The organism is Atopobium sp. (assembly GCF_034113385.1).
GTDB lineage: Bacteria > Actinomycetota > Coriobacteriia > Coriobacteriales > Atopobiaceae > Atopobium.
On sequence record NZ_JAXEXL010000013.1, the window covers coordinates 101,903 to 118,815 of the forward strand.

Sequence of the window (16,913 nt, forward strand, 5' to 3'; positions counted from 1 at the left end):
CTTCCGGCATGTTTTTGGAATCAAACAACCAAGGAGGTTCCACATGCGTACTATTACAGAATCTGAGTCCACGCCTAAGGCTGATGGCTTCTTCATGCCTGCAGAATTTGCTCCTCAAGATCGCGTTTGGATGGGCTGGCCTCATCGTACCGATACATGGGCAAACGGCGCTAAGCCTGCTCAAGAGCAGTATGCGAATGTAGCTCGTGCAATTGCAGAGTTCACCCCTGTTGTTATGTGTGTCAATCAGGTTGACTATGCAAACTGCAAGGCCGTGTTCGAGAATGACGAGAACGTAACTGTTCTTGAGATGACCACCGATGATGCATGGTTCCGTGATACTGGTGCAACCTACGTCATCAACGGCAAAGGCGAGAAGCGCGCTAACCACTGGCACTTTAACGCTTATGGCGGCATGGTTGATGGTCTGTATTTCCCTTGGGATAAGGATGAGCAAATTGCTCTGAAGATGGCTGAGTTCTCTGGAGTGCGTCGTTATCGTCCCGATGACATGATTTTGGAGGGAGGCTCCATTACCGTTGATGGCGAGGGCACCGTTATCGTTACTGATCAGTGCTTGTTGTCTCCCGGTCGCACTGCTTCTGCAGTACGTGTAGACGAGCCCGAGGCAGGCATTTGGCCTACCTTTGCTCTTAAGTATCAACCTTGGAGCGAGGAGCTTCGTGAATATATGACCGAGCACCTCAAGCAGTATCTGGGTGTCGAGAAGGTCATCTGGGTTAAGGAAGGCATTGATCCCGAAGAGACTAACGGCCACATTGACGACGTTGCCACCTTCGTTGCGCCTGGTGTTGTTGCAGTTATTTGGACCGACGATCCCGACTATCCTTTCTATAGCCAGTGCCATGCAGCATATGAGACTCTTTCTAATGCAACCGATGCCAAGGGTCGTAAGCTTAAGGTATACAAGCTTCCCATGCCCGTTAACCCACTGTTCATGACTCAGGAGGCTTGCGATTCTATTGATATTGATGAGAACGCAGAGCCTCGCGTTCCCGATGAGCCACTCATTGCTTCTTACATGAACTACCTCGTAACCAATAAGGGCGTTATCACGCCTCAGTATGGTGATGAGAATGACGCGCTTGCTCTTGAGACCCTCCAAAAGATTTACGATGAGACCTGGGGTGAGGGTGAGTATAAGGTAGTAGGTGTACAGTCTGAGCAGGTCGTATACGGCGGCGGTAATATCCACTGCATTACGCAGCAGGAGCCCAGTGCTTAAACCCAACACTTAAGCCCAGTGCTTACATGGTGGCCTGACCATATAACACAGCTAGCATACCTTGCTATGGTAAGGGCCCTTCGCACAAATAAATAGCCTCCCATTTCTTAGGCAGTTCATGCACGAGAAATGGGAGGTTTTCTTATGCGTTGGACCCTTTTTACGTGCTGTTTAAAGTGCGGATATGTACGGGTGCGTGTGGATACGTACAGATACGTACGGATACTTACGCTAAGAGAGCTCCATACAGATAGCTTGCCCAGCCCGGATCGTTTGGGTCCGGGTTTTCTTGAATGCGCTGCATACCACGGTGTTCATAAAAGCACCAGTTAGAAGCGCTATCGGTGGTAAGGAAAAAGCCAGCAGCACCAGCTTCTTTAAAGAGTCTTACCATGCCATCCACCAGTTTGCCCCCAATACCTTTGCCGTGCAAAGCAGGTTCAAGCATAAGCAAATTGAGCTCTGCTTGTGCATAGGGGTTGTCAGGATTATTGACGATAAAATCATCGGCTAGTTTGTGCTCACGTAAATCACCAAATAACGCCCCTTCAAGGGTGCTGTTGCCCGTCTCCTCTACACGCTTGTTACCACGTTCAATAAGTTCCTCAAGGCGCGGGCGCCAACTTTCCACGATGGTTTGCTTGCCATGGGGACTCAAACCGCCAAGGCAAACACCTACCACTACACCGTCTTTCTCGGCAACATAAGCAAGGGGAGAGCGCAAAAGCGATCCTGCCAAACTAAGAGAACCACACAGAAGCTTATCGTCGGGAAGCTCCACGTTATTAGTCCAAATGTGGGTGTACAAAGTGGCAACGTCTGTGAAGTCATCCTCTGTAAACAGGCAGTACGTAATGCCTAAGTCATTGATTTTCTCGCCCATATGTGCTCCTTTGCGACCTTATGCCATACGGTCTTTGGCATGTTTTGTTGGTATACCTCAACCACTCACCCATCATAACCGGTCGGTTGCCGAACGGGATAGATTGCGCATTATATTCTTCACGGAGTTTCGATAAGTTTTATACGTATGCGTTTTTGTTTTTTCGTAAAGGAAGCGAAGAAAGAAGGTGAGTACATGGCATCCCAACACAACAGGAAGAAGGCTGTTGTTGCAGCTCTCGTCCTCAGTTTAGGTCTTGGAACTGTAGCAGCTCCCCCGCTGGCAAATTTTGTGAATCAGCGTGCTTTGCTCATTGCAACGGTTGCTCAGGCCCAGACAGTCGGGAAGTTCGAACGTACTGACGCAAAGGCAGTTGCCGGACAAAAGGTGGGCATCTCCATGACGGAGGAGCGTTCCTATAAGGCAACCGTACCTACAAAGGCTGCTAGTGTAGAGGAGCTCCAGCAGCAAATTGATGCCGGTAAGGTTACGTGGACTCTGTCCCGCGACAAGGGCATTATGGATCCAGAAATCTACCCCAAGCAGTATATGGGTGGCAAGCTGGATGAGTGGAAGACCGTTGCTGTTAAGGTAAGCGGAAGCCCCAAGATTGCTTCTCAGCCTATGTTTAGTGACATCACTATGAGGGCAGAGGAAGTTGATGGTACGCCCAGCATCGTTCTTACCTTTAACAACAAGCTGCTCTTTGGTCTTGATGGTATTGACGTACGCGCCCGTGCTACGGTGCGTTCTGCCATGTATGACTATACAGGCACCTTCAAGCTTGCATGCTCAGTGGATGGAACTGAGCTGTACAGCACTGACGTTGATGTTCGTCCTTATGACGAGTACCGCACTCAGGAAGAGATTTATAAAGAGCTGCCTGAGCTAGTGGCACAGGCCAACGCCAATGGTATGTATGCAGAGATTCGTGAGCTGGGTAAGACGGTGCAAGGGCGTCCTATTCAAGCTGTCTTTGTTGCTAAATCTAAGGCTGATTTAGACAATTACCAGGCACTTAAAAAGCGCATGGAATCTGAGCCTGCAAAGGTTCAGGAAGAGGTAAAGGCAGGTACGCTTAAGTATAAGGTACCTGTTGTATACAGCAACGTTCATGCGGATGAGATTGTAGCTGTAGATGCAGTCATGCAATTTATGCGTGACCTTTCTACGGGCAAACCTCTTGAGTACAAAACCATAACTAGCCTTACCGATGCTGGTAAGCAAGAGCTTGCTACCGAGATGTCAGCAGATGGCAAGGTTTGGTCTGATCTTATTAAAGATAAGGTTACTGGCGTTGGTTACCTGCGCGGTGATGGTGGCGGTGGCAGTGTTGCTTCTGCAGACCTTTCTGAGGAGCAGCTTGATAAGTACTACAACAGAGAGACCAAGACCTTTGATCCCTCTAAGCTGCTGGATGACATGTTCTTTGTACTCATTCCTTCCGAGAATGCAGATGCTCGCGAGGTAAATGTACGTACCAATGCCAATGCATTTGACCTCAACCGTGACAACACCTATCAGACACAGCCCGAGACTCAGGCAATGTCTGGTTTCTTGTCTCAGTGGAACCCCCTGTCTTTGCATGAGGTTCATGGCTACTATGAGCAGTATCAGGTAGAGCCATGCTCTCCTACGCATGATCCCAACAACGAGTATGACCTGTTTATTGACACGGCACTCGCTCAAGGTGAAGCCTTTATGGCTGCTTCTATCTCTAACAATGAGACCATCAATTCCGTACAGATGCCCATGCGCGACTATCTGAAGAAGCAAAGTGATGGCTCTAAGTATTGGGCAGAGCCCTTTGATGATATGTCTACGAGCTATACCCCTCAGTACGCTATGATGCACGGTACCAATGCATATACCGTTGAGGCTCCCTCGGCAAACGTAGATGCCGTGTATGCGCTTGAGTACGGCTTTATTGGTAATGCAGACTTTATCGCCGCCAACAAAGATCGCATGTTCATCAATCAGCTTGAGCGCTTCCGTCGTGGTATCGAGAATATCGACGCAGACGCTATTCGTCCCTACTATGTAGATCAGTATGATGTTGCTGGTGCTGAGGCAGACCTCTTCCGTCCTCAAAACAATGAGAACCACAATTTCTTCCCTGAGTATTACGTCATTCCTATGGATGCCAAAAACCAGCAGGACCGTGCAGCTGCAAGCAAAACTATTGCCTTGCTTTTGCACAATGGCGTAAAGATTGATCAACTTACCAAGGAAGTTACCGTTGGCGATAAAACCTATGCTGCTGGAACGGTTATTGTTAACATGCGCCAGGCAAAGCGTAATATGGCTAACTGCGTTCTCTATCCCAACCTCGTCATTTCTGATTGGGCACAGTACACGCTGTATTCTGAGCCTGTTACTAACTTCGCTGAGTTCCGTGGCTTTGACATGGACACCATTCGCAAGGTTGGTGCTTTTGCAGCAGAGTCCATGGAGCAAATAACTGAGGCTCCTAAGACCGCTACTGTGTCTGAGGGTCAGGGTGCTATCTCCATTATTAAGAATAATGGTCTTGATGCTATTAACGCAGTAAATGCCCTGCTCAAAGATGGTAAGGGCGTTGGCCTTATTACTGAAGGCGACCATGCGGGCAGCTATGTTGTAGCAGCGTCTGACCTGACGGCAGTTCAGGACAAGTGGACCTTAGATGTGGTTAACACACAAGACATGCCTAAGGCCAAGAAACTTGCTAACAACATTAAGGTATACGTTCCTGTTGGAAATTCCGACTTTGTGACCGACGCAGACGGTAACGAGGTCGGTATGAAGGGATACAAGAATCGCCTTAACACCGAGCGTGGTTGGGATATTTTTGCCCTTCAGACTCAGATGGGCTTTGAGCTCACTACCAACCTGGATGAGGCTAATGTTATTGTTGGCTCCCAGTATCCCGTTAACGCAGATGAAGTAGTGGCCAAGATTAAGGCTGGTACTCCTTATATTGCGTACACCGCAGATGCCATGGGCTTCCTTAAGGAAAGCAATCTTATGCCCGGGTTTGCAGGCGTGCCTGATAATGACTGGTGGGGCTTTGACGCTTTGAGTAAGGTTGAGTTCCCCGAGAAGGACATCATTACTGATACCTATGCAAATGAAGGTGACTTCAAGATGTATGGGTACGGTGGTGGTTACATCACCGATGTTCCTACTGGCGGAAAAGTTCTTATCAAGACCACTCAGGATGAACCTCTCGAGGCCTTTATGACCAAGGAGGCTATCCAGAAGTATAAGGGCTCTATTCAGGCTATTGATTATCAGCAAAATGGTGTAAACGTAGCCGTCTTTGCTAATACCTTGGTAAACAAGGCTCACCAGCAGGATGACTATCGCTACCTCACTGCAGCTCTGTATTCCAAGCTTACGGGCGAGGACTTTGTGATTGACAACCCCACTCCTGCCTACAAGATGATTAAGGAAACCCCTGAGGTTAAGCAGGGCGATACCGCATTGTTTGCTTCTGATGCTCCCTTTAACAAGTTTAAAGAAGTACAGGTAGATAATGAGATTGTAGATCCTAAGTTCTATACCGCAGCTGATGGTTCTACCGAGATTACCCTAAGCGGGGACTTTACCAAGACCCTTGCTTTGGGCGTGCACTCCATCACTATTGTTTCTAATGATGGTCAGGTAAGTGGCAAGTTCACCGTTGTTAAGGCAGCAGATCCCAACAATCCCAACAATCCTAACAACAATAACAACAAGCCTCATGCAGACGATAATAAGCCTGGCACCAAAAAACCTGGCACGCACAATCCCTTTGGCAAGCTGCTTCCCAAGACGGGTGATTATGCAACTGCAGCAGTACCTTTCATTTTGGTTGGTGCGGCTGTAGCTGGTGGAGCTGCCTATTACTTCAAGAAAAAGGGCGGAAAGAAATAAGCCACGGTGACTAAGTGACTAATTTCTTGCAAGGCGTGTAACGTTTGGCACAAGCAAACCGAGTCAGAGACATGTGTTTCTGGCTCGGTTTTGTTTGTTGGAAGTCGTTGCAAGAAACCGCTTACCGTTGTTAGACATTTTTATTCGTATGCTGGCTACAATATCGATATTGCATTTTGCAACGTAGTTGTCATGCAAACAACAGAGTCATGCAAACAACAGAGCGTAGGTATATCTATTTTTGGCGGGAGTAAAGATGGATCAAACGGCAAATCAAGCTTTTGAGCTGGGAACTCCAGCAATCGTATGCCGCTGGCGCTTATGCGCATCAACGCTTCCATTAGAGAACCGCCTGCTTCGTGCCTTAGGTAAACGCAAGATACACAATGAGCCCGTGTCGCGCAAACTGCTTGCATGGGCAAAGCAGCACTTGGAATGGACATTGTGCAGCGGTTCTTCTGAATACCCCGATGGCACGCTTATGGTTGTTATTGATGAGGATGGCCAGGCAATTATGTCGGTAGGCCCCTATGTAGCTTTGGAGTCAAACAGCCTGAGCGCGCTTATCGATCGTGCTCGCCTTTCGTATGTGGAGGCGCAAAAGACCTGTGTTGCACCAGAGACGCTTTGGGTGGTTAAAAACGAGGTGCTCTATGCTGGCGTAGAGCCTGGTAGGTTTATCTCAGGCGTTTCTCTGCTTGTTGCAGATTTAGCCCGCACACTGGGTATTCCTGTGGTGTATGATCCAGACGTGGTGGAAAAACTTGCACATAAGCAGATGGCCTTTGATCAAGTCTTTTTATGTTCAGATGAGCATGGTGTTGTGGCTGCTGATGGCTATAACACAGGCATGGCACAAAAGTTTGTAAGCAGTTATCACACCTTATTTGAAAAACAGCGTAAAAAGATGCAGACAAGGTAAGTCCTTGGTAAGGCGTCCTCCTTTAGGCTTTAGGAAATGACGGCTAATGCGTTAAACTGGATGAGTTGTCTGCTAAAGGAGTTCACTTTGTCGAGTATACAAAAGACTACACGCCTTGCACGTATTGGCATGATTGCTGCGGCATACGCAGCTGCCAGCATTATGACGTTACTGTTTTTGAGCGGTCTTGCTTGGGGGCCCGTGCAATTTAGAGTTTCAGAAGCACTTGTGGTACTTGCGCTGTTTACTGTAGATGCTGTTCCTGGCTTAGCGCTTGGCTGTGTAATTGCAAATGTGGTCAATGTTGTGCTGAGTGGCTCAGGCGCTCTGGGTCTGTTTGATGTAGTCTTTGGTTCATGCGCCACACTTTTTGGCGCTTGGATTACCTGGCGTTTGCGTGATAACCCCAAGCTGGCGCTGCTTGGTCCCGTGCTAGCAAATGCTCTTATTGTCTCGGCATATTTGCCAATAATTCTTGCCGGCCTAGGTTTTTATACCATTCCGTTTACTTCTATTTCTCTTGAGGGCACCTATCCATTTATGTACTTGTTTGGCTTTATTGCTACTGGCCTTGGTGAGGCCGTGGTGCTCTATGTTTTAGGATTACCTTTGGCTACAGCGCTCAGTAAAGCCTCTTTTATTCAAAAAATGAAGGAAGAAGCGTAATGCGTCGACTTGACGAGCATGGATACCAAATACTTTTTATAATTGCGAGTATCTTAGGTAGTATCACAATTTTGTTTTTATCCTATGCACTCGTTGAGGATATGGATCTTGAGTCAATACTTATCGTTCTTATAGCTATAAGTTCAATTCTTATTTTGGTACTGGGTGGTATTTTTTATCCACAAGAGATTAGAACGAATACTACTCGTCAGGTTTTACATGCGGCATATCATATATCCGAAGTGCTGCAAAATGGACTTACGTACAGCAACGCTAATGCTATCTGTAAGATTTTGCTTAAATATGCAGATGCGGATGCTGTAGCCATTACAAATACGGAGGCCGTTTTAGGATATGAAGGACAAATGGCTTCCGAGTATCCTTTAGGTACACCCATTCATACGTCGGCAACAAAAGAGGTTTTGCAAACGGGTGTTACTACGCTATTTAGACAAATTGCCACTACGGGTGCTTCGGGTACCCACACTATTCCTGCGGGAATCATTGGCCCTCTTATAGTGCGCGATAAGGTCATAGGCGTTGTAAAGTTTTATTATCATAATCCCCGCAAGGCAAATCGAACACAGTTTGCGCTGGTTAAAGGCTTATCAAACCTGCTTTCTATCCAGTTGTCTGCCGAAGAACTGGAGCGGCAGGCAGAGCTTACTGCTAAAGCAGAGGTCAAGGCCCTACAGGCACAAATCAATCCTCATTTCTTGTTTAATACGCTTAATACTATGGCGTCACTCACCAGAACGAATCCCATGCGTGCTCGTACCTTATTGCGTGAGTTTGCAACGTTTTATCGGCAAACCTTGGAAAACTCAGAGGCGCTCATTTCCATAGAGAAGGAATTGGAGCAAACACGCCGGTATTTGAGTTTTGAGCATGCTCGCTTTGGCGAAGACCGCATCATAGAGCGTGAATATATTGAGCCTGGTTGTGAACAAATCCAAGTACCAGCATTTATCATCCAGCCTATCGTAGAAAATGCAGTGCGTCATGCCATGCGTGATGATGGACCGCTGCACATCGATATTCACATTGCGACTGAAGGAAATGACATTCTGATTTCTGTGACGGACGATGGCTTGGGTATGGACGAAGAGGCGGCCTCTCGTTTGGCAGGGGAGCCCGTCAGTCCTGATTCTACAAGCGAGAAAGGCACAGGCATTGCCATGCGTAATGTTCAAGAACGTATCGAGCATATTTTTGGTGCTGATTCGGGTATAGAGATAATGTCACGCCCAGATGAAGGCACGAGCATTTCTATCCGCCTTGCCAATGCAGTGGCAAATAAACTCTAAGCGGTATGAAGTTTGCTATTATTAGGTGTTGTGTCAGTTACGTATGAGTTTGTTACCTAACTGAGATTGCTAGAACGGAGTACGTATATGCTTTCTGCGATGATCATTGATGACGAAGCCCCAGCACGTTCTGAGCTTAGTTACCTCCTCAAGGAGACCGGTCGCGTAGATTATATCGTGGAAGCCTCTAATGCTCGTCAAGCTGTAGAGAAACTCATGGAGGGCCGCGTAGACGTCCTGTTTATGGACATCTCCATGCCAAAAACCACAGGTATGCAGCTTGCAGAGGCTATGCAAAAAATCAAGAATCCTCCTGCCATAGTGTTTGTTACGGCTCATAGCGAGTACGCGCTTAATGCTTTTAATGTAGACGCCGTGGACTATCTTATGAAACCAGTAGAGAGTGAGCGTTTGACGCAAGCTCTTAACAAGGTGCAAAAGCGTTTGGCTCCCGCCACGGAAGGGCATACCGCTATCGAGCGTATTCCTGTCGAGAAGGCCGGTCGTAAAGTTCTTGTTCCTGTAGACACCATTCGCTACATTGAGGCAAAGGATGACTATTCCTGTATTTACACAGATACCGATAGGTATTTGTCTACTACCTCATTAGCTCAATTGGAAAACAAGCTGTCTGCACACGGGTTCTTCCGAGTACACCGCGGTTATATTGTTAACTTGGAGTACATCGAAGACGTAGCAGGCGTTTCTAGTGGTAATTTACAATTGGGGTTGAGTGGCATTACTGACAAGAAAATCTCTGTTTCTCGTCGCCGTGTTGTTCAGCTCAAGCGTACGCTCGGCATTTAACTGCACATAAGCGGTAGTGGCTTTAGTACCATAACAAAGGCATATCATGGCTAAAAATGAGATTTCCATTGGCGTTGTGAGTGACACACATGGCATGTTATCTGATGCATTGTTGGCAGAGCTTGCCACTAATGACTATATCGTTCATGCAGGAGATATTTGTTCTACCAGCAACTATGATAGTCTCTGCAAGATAGCACCGCTGTATGCCTGTCTTGGCAATAATGATGGGCGTTATCTCTATGGTCCTCATGTAGGCAAGATTACTCGTTTTGTATTGGGAGGCTTGCGCTGGCAAGTTTGTCATTATCGCGAGATGCTGGATGTAGATAGCTGTGACATTGCAATTTGCGGCCACACCCACAAGCCTTTTGTAGAGCATACAAAATCCAACGTGTTAGTCATGAACCCTGGCAGTCCTACCTATCCTCGCACTATGATGGGTCCTACCTGCGGAAAGATTGTTGTATCAGAAGGAAAGATTATCTCTGCTGATATTGTTCTTCTTGATTAACGTGTGTCTTACAGCCTGCAGAGGCAGTATGTCTGCTTAAAAGCGTAAGAGAAAAACGACCGTCCGTTTAAACAGGCGGTCGTTTATGTCCGAGTCATATGTGCTCAAGCAGCAAGGCAGATAGATAGTCAATTCAAGCTGCACAGCAGGTACATACCTAAAAATGCCTCAAAATCTTAGAGGTTCTCGTTAATTTCTTTAATAAGAGCAGCCTTAGGCATGTTGCCTACCATCGTATGAACAGGCTGACCATTCTTAAAAAGAATCAAGGTTGGAATAGAAACAATGTGGAACTTAGTGGCCAAATCTGCCTCATCATCTACATTGCACTTACATACCCTAATGGTATCTGCCATCTCGTCAGATACTTCCTCAACAACGGGACCCAACGCACGACAGGGGCCGCACCAAGTTGCCCAAAAGTCTACGAGCACGGGCTTATCGCTGTTTGCTACCAATGTGTCAAAAGTAGCACTGGTTACTTTCTCAGAAGCCATAGTTCCTCCCATTCGATACGGGCAAGTCCACCCGTAAAATGTTTAGCTGAGGTTTTTGTACCCAGCTCGCCAAAATTATGACGCGCGGTACAATTTGTTTTAGTCAATTTATGATTGGAATGTGATGGCGCCTATGTCAAACAGCCGAGAAACCCGTCGTGCAGCGTATGTTTCCAAGGCATGTGCTGAGTTTGAGGCTCTTGCAGAGCGTGGCGTGTATATGTCTGGTAACGCCGCAGCGTCCGTTGTACTGCTTAAAGGTGAGCTCACTGCTGCAGATGCAACGCAGCTCTTTTCTGGACCAGATGGTGTAGCGCTGCGTGCCGCACTTGAACAGTTGGGGTATGCGCCTCAATCGTGGGGTGGTCTTGCAAGTTGCACGGTCGGCGGTATTCCCCTTAATCCAGCAATCTTGCGAGAAGCTCTGTGTGCGTTTGGCCCAGATACCATTATTATATGTGATGAGGCAGCAGCCCAGGTTTTTCGTGAAGCGTATGCAGATGAACTGGCGGCTTTACCAGATATTACACAAGCTATGTTGGATAGAGGAGTGGTAGCTTTGCTGCTGGGTATGCGCGTTCTTAACCTGGGAGGATTTGAAGCCTCGCTATCAGACAAGGCATCCAAACTCAAAATGTGGCATGCTCTTAAGCAGCTCCCTGCTTTGGGCGAGCCTTTTTAATGCAGCAAATCCTTGAATGAAAGGTAAGTCATATGTCAAACATCACCGCACCCATCAAAAAACCCGTCGACGCAACACAAACAGCCGCATGGGCTTCTCTGCAAGCACATTTTGATACGGATTTTACCCAGCCTAACCTGCTCAAAACGTGGTTTGCTCAGGACCCAACACGTGCAGAAAAGCTAAGCTTTACCGTACATGACCTGCATTTTGACTTGTCTAAGAATCTACTTACTCCCACAACGCTTGCATTGCTTTGCCAGCTTGGTCGCGAGGTTGGTTTAGAAGAGCGCCGCGATGATATGTTTGCTGGTAAACACATCAATACTACCGAGGATCGTGCGGTGCTCCATACTGCGTTGCGCCGTCCTGCACAGCAGGCTGGTACGCTTGTGGTAGACGGCCAAGATGTTGTGGCCGACGTCCACGAGGTGCTGGACCGCATGTACGCGTTTGCCAATAAGGTACGCTCTGGTGAGTGGAGCGGTGTTACTGGCAAACGTATTAAGACCGTAGTTTCTATTGGCATTGGTGGCTCTGACCTTGGACCCTTCATGATGTATGAAGCACTCAAGCCCTATGCAGATGCGGGGATTGCCTGCCGTTTTGTGTCCAATATCGACCCGACTGACCTTGCCGAGAAAACCGCTGATCTTGACCCAGAAACTACATTGGTCATCGTGGTTTCCAAAACCTTTACCACGCTCGAAACGCTCACTAATGCGCGCGGAGCCAAGGCATGGTTGTTGGAGTCCCTGCGTTCAACTGGTGCAATTGATGCCACCCCTCAGGCAGCTGCCACGGCTATCGAGCGTCACTTTGTTGCTGTTTCTACCAATCTTGAGTTGGTTAGCGAGTTTGGCATCAACCCAGATAATGCCTTTGGTTTTTGGAACTGGGTAGGAGGCCGTTACTCGGTGGATTCTGCGGTTGGCCTAGCACTTATTTTGGCGTTTGGTCCCAACCGCTTCCAAGAACTTCTTGCTGGCTTTGCCGATATGGACACCTATTTTGCTACCACACCGCTCGAGAAAAACGTGGTTGCTTTGATGGGCTTGCTTAACGTGTGGTATGTAAACTTCTTTGGAATGAGTTCTCACGCGGTATTGCCCTATGATCAGTATCTCCACCGCTTCCCAGCATACTTGCAGCAACTTACCATGGAGTCTAATGGTAAGTCCGTTCGTTGGGATGGCACTCCGGTTACTTCTGATACGGGCGAGGTTTTTTGGGGTGAGCCTGGTACAAATGGACAACATGCGTTCTATCAGTTAATCCATCAAGGAACACGCAAGATTCCTTGTGATTTTATTGCCTTTGTAAACCCTGTACATCCAACGCGTGATGGCGAGCAAGATGTTCATGAGTTATTCTTAGGCAATTTCTTGGCACAAACTAAGGCGCTTGCTTTTGGCAAGACAGCAGATGAGGTCCGCGCTGAAGGTACGGCAGAGTGGATGGTTCCTGCCCGCGTATTTAGTGGTGATAGGCCTACTACCTCCATCTTTGGTGAGGCACTTACGCCGCATGCGCTTGGAGAGCTTGTTGCCCTCTATGAGCATATTACTTTTGTTGAGGGCACAATCTGGGGTCTTGATTCGTATGATCAATGGGGGGTAGAGCTGGGTAAGCAGCTTGCAAAACAAATCACCCCTGCATTCCATGACGATGCAGCACTTGCGCAGCAAGATGCGTCCACGCGTGCTCTTATAGAGTTTTATCGCACTAAGCGTAAGGAGGGGTGCGGCGCGTAACGTGGGAACTACCGCTGTACAATCTTGCGCCCAACGTAAGCAATAAAGTCCTCATCACTCATGGGTTTGCCGTCCATACCTGTAATAGAGCCGCGCAAGAAAATGGCATCTTCGGTTGCTTCGCGATCAGCAAGTGCCTGTGCATAGTTGTCACGGCGCCAAAAATCAAAGGGATTCCCAAGGTCAAAGTGAGTGATAAGCACAATAAGATGGTCGGTCACTAAGATACGGTCAAACTTCTTATAGGATTGGTTTAAGACTTCAAAAGCTCCGTCCTTGGTTATATAGTGCATCTCTATATGGTTGCGCCCTGCATAACTGCGCAGGGCGCATGACCAAGGACGCGCAGTATCGGAATCGACGCCATGACGCACAAAAAAGCGCACATATGTTTTATGCCATAACGCACGCGGCCAAAAAATGGTAGCGCCCGTAAGCGCCTCGGCAATACCTACCACTAAAGCCAGGCCAAGCACGGCGCCAAATATCCAGCCTATTACGTTATAAGAAAAGTTTAAGAGCACGCCCGCCCAGAACCAAATACCAAACAGCAGACCGTCGCCAATGCTAAACATAAGCGCATCACGGCGATTAAGCGGGCGGTCTTTACCCGCAAAGTATTCCTCAAAGAGCTTCTCGTCAAATTGTGTGGTGCTGGTAATGCGTGACTGCGCCATACGTCCTCGTTTACTTTGGGGTAGGTATTCTAGTTGCTATTCGGCGATAAGGTCTTCCATGGTAAACGTAACACAGTTAACATAGCCGCGGTTGGTCAGGCGTAATTCGGGAACACAGGCTAATGACATAACTCCCATGGTCATAAAGGGGGAAGGCATGGTATTGCCCATCTGCACCCAAGCCTGCTCAACCTTTTGCACCTGTGCGGCAACCTGCTCTGCTGGAAGCGTACTCATAAGCCCGCATATGGGTAACTCAACGAGGGCTAAAACCTTGCCATCGGCAACTGCAACCTCGCCACCGCCGCACTCCACAAGCGTGCGCGCGGCTAAGGCCATATCTTCGTCATTATCGCCCATAACAAGCAGGTTGTGGGCATCATGAGCAACCGTCTGAGCAAGTGCACCGTGGATGCCAAAGCCATGAACAAAGCCAAAGGCATGAGTGCCCTCTGCGCCGTGATGGCGGTCAAATACACAAAGTTTAAGCAAATCAGACGCATGGTCTGCGCAAAGAGAGCCATCTACTATAGGTGCCTCACATATGGTATTGCGCGTAATGGTTTGTCCTGGGTCAACGGTAATGGTGCGTACTTTGCAGGTGGCAGAAGCATCTGCACGTTTGTTGGCAGGAGCGGGAATGCGGAAAGTATCCGCACTAATCTCACAACCAAGATTCATGGTGTTGGTCATGTAATCAGGCCAGGCAAAAGGCTCAACCTCAAAGCAAGGCTTACCATTTTGGGCAACAAGAACACCATCAATGTATACCTGTACCGCTTCAAAGTTGGTAAGGTCGCGCATCAAAACAAGGTCTGCACACTTACCAGGGGTAATAGAACCCATATCTTCGCCAATGCCCAAGTATTCTGCGCAGTTAATAGTAGCCATTTGTAGAGCGGTTATAGGATGACAGCCCAAGCGAACGGCTTCGCGCAAAATGCGATCCATATGACCGTCAGAAACTAAGGTATTGGGATGATTATCATCTGAACACAGCAAACAATGACGCAGGTCAATGCCCGTTTCCAACAGAGGCGGCAAGTAAACAGGAAGGTTATGCCAAGCAGAGCCGTAGCGCAGCTGCACCCACATACCCATACGCAGTTTTGCTACTACATCATCAATGCCAATAGACTCATGACAAGAACTTATGCCAGCAGCAATATAGGCAGCCAAACCACGGTCAGACTCTACCACAGAGTAGTGGCCCGTTACGCGGCGGTCTGCCTTGAGGGTTTCTCGTACTTCATTGGTTGCATTAGGCTCGTTATTAAGAATGCCGGGGAAGTTCATCATTTCCCCCAAGCCATAGGTTTCTGGCCAAGACATAGTTTTTTCTACTTGAGCAGCATCAATGCTCGAGCCTGTGTCTTCTACGCCCAAAACAGCAGGCACACAAGAAGGTGTGGTAAGCATGGTCTTAAGTGGGGTACGTGCAGCGTCTTCCCACATAGAGGTAACGCCCTCCAAGCCACGAACATTGGCAACTTCATGAGGGTCAGCCAAAATGGCAGTAGTGCCATGCGGAACAACAGCACGAGCATACTCTGAGGGACCAATCATGGCAGACTCAATGTGGATGTGACTATCGATAAGACCAGGCGTAGCATACAGACCGGAAGCGTCTATGACGACGGTTTTCTCGCCAATGCAATGCTTGGCAGTATGGCCAGCAATACCAAGGTATGCAATGCGACCGCTGGCAATTGCAATATCTGCATCTTCTAGAAGTTCATGTGTTGTAACGCTTACGAGGGTTGCATGGCGAATTACGGTATCAGCAGGCTCTTTGCCTTGGGCTACGCGCACTAAGCGGTCATTAACTTCCCAAAGAGGCTTTTTACAAAAAGCGTTACGCATGGCAAACCTTTCTGTTAAGCGTTAGTAATAAGGCTAGAGTACCTCCAGAGTTGTGTGTTTGGGGGCTACATTTTACGCATGCGTAATATTTTTATGAGTGTTAAGAAAAGCAGTGGAGAAAAACTAGGCAATCACGTTGGTTGCACGTATACTAAATCACTAGTGCATTCAGCGGGTTCGGGCGACGCTATGTTCCGAACCTGGTCAGGGCCGGGAGGCAGCAGCCATAAGGAGCCTCTGGCGGGCGTCCGTTCCCGCTGAGCGCACTGAGGCCCTTCTACCGCATGTTGGCAGGAGGGTTTATTTGTTATATTGAGGTACCCAAGCTATATAGCTAACGCCCTTAAGGACGGTTGATATGTCGTTTTTTAATTACCTTGTTGAGCTACTTCGTGACCCTCGCGCGGCTATTGCAAGTGCTATTGCTGCGGGTCCTTTTTTTGCTTACGGTTTTGTCTTTGCCATTATTTTTGTAGAGACAGGCGTGGTATTTTTCCCCTTCTTACCTGGTGATTCCTTACTGTTTGCTTCTGGCTTTTTTGCTGCTGGTGGTGGTTTTAACATTGGCATCTTGCTTGCGGTGGTTTGGGTGGCAGCTATTGTGGGAGACCAATGCAACTTTATGATTGGCCACTTCTTTGGTCGCAAGATTATTGATTCTGGCAAGGTTAAGGCTATGACGCCTGAACGCATCCAAAAGAGCGAGGAGTTTTTGGAAAAGTGGGGTCATCTTGCCATTTTTCTAGGGCGCTTCTTCCCCTTTATTCGTACCTTCGTACCTTTTATTGCAGGTATGGGTGGCATGCACTGGCGCAATTTTGTAATCTACAACATTTTGGGTGGCCTTACGTGGTCTACCGTGTTTATTCTATTGGGTTACTTCTTTGGTGGCATTCCCTTTGTACAAAAGCATTTTGAGCTTCTTATCGTAGGCATCGTTGCCGTTTCTTTGGTGCCAACGGTGGTTGGTTTAATTAAGGCGCGCACGGGCAAAAAGGAATAGCGCCTACGCGGATTTTATCGTCTAGCAAGCTTGCTTATTAGGTTGTGTAAAGCTGTTTTAAGGCTACATAAAAAAAGTTGACCACGTTTTACTAGTCAATTCCTAGTAAATTACTAACATTTTAAATTGAATCGTGTTTTTATGCGATTTTGCGCATCACACTCGAGTATCCTATGGGGTAGTAACTTAATCCTT

General features: G+C 47.8%; 14 protein-coding genes and 1 other RNA gene. 11 read left to right on the forward strand and 4 right to left on the reverse strand.

Annotated features, from left to right (window positions below):
- The first annotated feature begins 43 nt into the window (after window positions 1–43).
- Entirely contained in the window at window positions 44–1,246 is a 1,203-nt protein-coding gene (locus SPD80_RS03790; protein WP_320828546.1) for an agmatine deiminase family protein, read from the forward strand.
- A gap of 226 nt (window positions 1,247–1,472) precedes the next feature.
- Here the strand turns inward: SPD80_RS03790 and SPD80_RS03795 are convergent, their stop codons facing one another.
- The gene (locus tag SPD80_RS03795) at window positions 1,473–2,129 is read right to left on the reverse strand and encodes a GNAT family N-acetyltransferase (RefSeq protein ID WP_320828548.1); all 657 of its coding nucleotides are present in this window, start codon (window positions 2,127–2,129) and stop codon (window positions 1,473–1,475) included.
- Between the two features lie 195 nt (window positions 2,130–2,324).
- Between SPD80_RS03795 and SPD80_RS03800 the strand changes: the two genes are divergently transcribed.
- The 6 genes from SPD80_RS03800 to SPD80_RS03825 all read left to right on the forward strand — a co-directional run bounded on the left by SPD80_RS03800 (window position 2,325) and on the right by SPD80_RS03825 (window position 10,242).
- Window positions 2,325–6,026 carry a M14 family metallopeptidase gene (locus tag SPD80_RS03800; protein WP_320828549.1) on the forward strand — a complete coding sequence of 1,234 codons (3,702 nt, stop codon included), beginning with the start codon at window positions 2,325–2,327 and terminating at the stop codon, window positions 6,024–6,026.
- Window positions 6,027–6,282: 256 nt separating this feature from the next.
- Window positions 6,283–6,948, forward strand: a complete 666-nt coding sequence (locus SPD80_RS03805) for a hypothetical protein (protein WP_320828550.1) — start codon at window positions 6,283–6,285, stop codon at window positions 6,946–6,948.
- A gap of 87 nt (window positions 6,949–7,035) precedes the next feature.
- Window positions 7,036–7,614, forward strand: a complete 579-nt coding sequence (locus SPD80_RS03810) for a QueT transporter family protein (RefSeq protein WP_407061953.1) — start codon at window positions 7,036–7,038, stop codon at window positions 7,612–7,614.
- Complete coding sequence (locus SPD80_RS03815; RefSeq protein ID WP_320828551.1) at window positions 7,614–8,921, forward strand: histidine kinase; 1,308 nt, start codon at window positions 7,614–7,616, stop codon at window positions 8,919–8,921. Before SPD80_RS03810 ends, SPD80_RS03815 begins: the two co-directional genes overlap by 1 nt.
- Window positions 8,922–9,008: 87 nt before the next feature.
- Window positions 9,009–9,728: a LytTR family DNA-binding domain-containing protein gene (locus SPD80_RS03820; protein WP_320828552.1), complete on the forward strand. Its 720-nt coding sequence runs from the start codon at window positions 9,009–9,011 to the stop codon at window positions 9,726–9,728.
- 46 nt (window positions 9,729–9,774) lie between these two features.
- Window positions 9,775–10,242 carry a metallophosphoesterase family protein gene (locus tag SPD80_RS03825; protein WP_320828553.1) on the forward strand — a complete coding sequence of 156 codons (468 nt, stop codon included), beginning with the start codon at window positions 9,775–9,777 and terminating at the stop codon, window positions 10,240–10,242.
- Window positions 10,243–10,418: 176 nt separating this feature from the next.
- On the opposite strand, the gene trxA is transcribed toward SPD80_RS03825, so the two are convergent.
- Window positions 10,419–10,739 carry a thioredoxin gene (gene trxA / locus SPD80_RS03830; protein ID WP_320605173.1) on the reverse strand — a complete coding sequence of 107 codons (321 nt, stop codon included), beginning with the start codon at window positions 10,737–10,739 and terminating at the stop codon, window positions 10,419–10,421.
- A gap of 124 nt (window positions 10,740–10,863) precedes the next feature.
- Here trxA and SPD80_RS03835 point away from each other — a divergent pair, with 124 nt between their 5' ends.
- Together SPD80_RS03835 and pgi are read left to right on the forward strand one after the other, a co-directional pair.
- Window positions 10,864–11,421, forward strand: a complete 558-nt coding sequence (locus tag SPD80_RS03835) for a hypothetical protein (RefSeq protein ID WP_320828554.1) — start codon at window positions 10,864–10,866, stop codon at window positions 11,419–11,421.
- A 32-nt stretch (window positions 11,422–11,453) separates the two neighbouring features.
- Entirely contained in the window at window positions 11,454–13,175 is a 1,722-nt protein-coding gene (gene pgi, locus SPD80_RS03840; RefSeq protein ID WP_320605177.1) for a glucose-6-phosphate isomerase, read from the forward strand.
- A gap of 8 nt (window positions 13,176–13,183) precedes the next feature.
- Here pgi and SPD80_RS03845 read toward each other — a convergent pair whose 3' ends face one another.
- Window positions 13,184–13,852, reverse strand: coding sequence for a hypothetical protein (locus SPD80_RS03845; RefSeq protein WP_320828555.1), 669 nt, complete (start codon window positions 13,850–13,852; stop codon window positions 13,184–13,186).
- Between the two features lie 36 nt (window positions 13,853–13,888).
- Window positions 13,889–15,715, reverse strand: coding sequence for an adenine deaminase (gene ade, locus SPD80_RS03850; protein WP_320605181.1), 1,827 nt, complete (start codon window positions 15,713–15,715; stop codon window positions 13,889–13,891).
- A 168-nt stretch (window positions 15,716–15,883) separates the two neighbouring features.
- Here ade and ffs point away from each other — a divergent pair.
- Window positions 15,884–15,979, forward strand: an RNA gene (gene ffs / locus SPD80_RS03855) — signal recognition particle sRNA small type.
- A gap of 94 nt (window positions 15,980–16,073) precedes the next feature.
- Window positions 16,074–16,718, forward strand: a complete 645-nt coding sequence (locus SPD80_RS03860; protein ID WP_320605183.1) for a DedA family protein — start codon at window positions 16,074–16,076, stop codon at window positions 16,716–16,718.
- The last annotated feature ends 195 nt before the right edge of the window (window positions 16,719–16,913 follow it).

Excerpts from the sequence above, each read along its gene's own strand:
- SPD80_RS03795 (WP_320828548.1), bottom strand. The coding sequence starts at position 2,129 with ATGGGCGAGAAAATCAATGACTTAGGCATTACGTACTGCCTGTTTACA.
- SPD80_RS03815 (WP_320828551.1), top strand. The coding sequence starts at position 7,614 with ATGCGTCGACTTGACGAGCATGGATACCAAATACTTTTTATAATTGCG.
- SPD80_RS03805 (WP_320828550.1), top strand. The coding sequence starts at position 6,283 with ATGGATCAAACGGCAAATCAAGCTTTTGAGCTGGGAACTCCAGCAATC.
- SPD80_RS03845 (WP_320828555.1), bottom strand. The coding sequence starts at position 13,852 with ATGGCGCAGTCACGCATTACCAGCACCACACAATTTGACGAGAAGCTC.
- SPD80_RS03860 (WP_320605183.1), top strand. The coding sequence starts at position 16,074 with ATGTCGTTTTTTAATTACCTTGTTGAGCTACTTCGTGACCCTCGCGCG.
- SPD80_RS03825 (WP_320828553.1), top strand. The coding sequence starts at position 9,775 with ATGGCTAAAAATGAGATTTCCATTGGCGTTGTGAGTGACACACATGGC.
- ade (WP_320605181.1), bottom strand. The coding sequence starts at position 15,715 with ATGCGTAACGCTTTTTGTAAAAAGCCTCTTTGGGAAGTTAATGACCGC.
- SPD80_RS03835 (WP_320828554.1), top strand. The coding sequence starts at position 10,864 with ATGGCGCCTATGTCAAACAGCCGAGAAACCCGTCGTGCAGCGTATGTT.
- trxA (WP_320605173.1), bottom strand. The coding sequence starts at position 10,739 with ATGGCTTCTGAGAAAGTAACCAGTGCTACTTTTGACACATTGGTAGCA.
- SPD80_RS03820 (WP_320828552.1), top strand. The coding sequence starts at position 9,009 with ATGCTTTCTGCGATGATCATTGATGACGAAGCCCCAGCACGTTCTGAG.
- SPD80_RS03790 (WP_320828546.1), top strand. The coding sequence starts at position 44 with ATGCGTACTATTACAGAATCTGAGTCCACGCCTAAGGCTGATGGCTTC.
- pgi (WP_320605177.1), top strand. The coding sequence starts at position 11,454 with ATGTCAAACATCACCGCACCCATCAAAAAACCCGTCGACGCAACACAA.
- SPD80_RS03800 (WP_320828549.1), top strand. The coding sequence starts at position 2,325 with ATGGCATCCCAACACAACAGGAAGAAGGCTGTTGTTGCAGCTCTCGTC.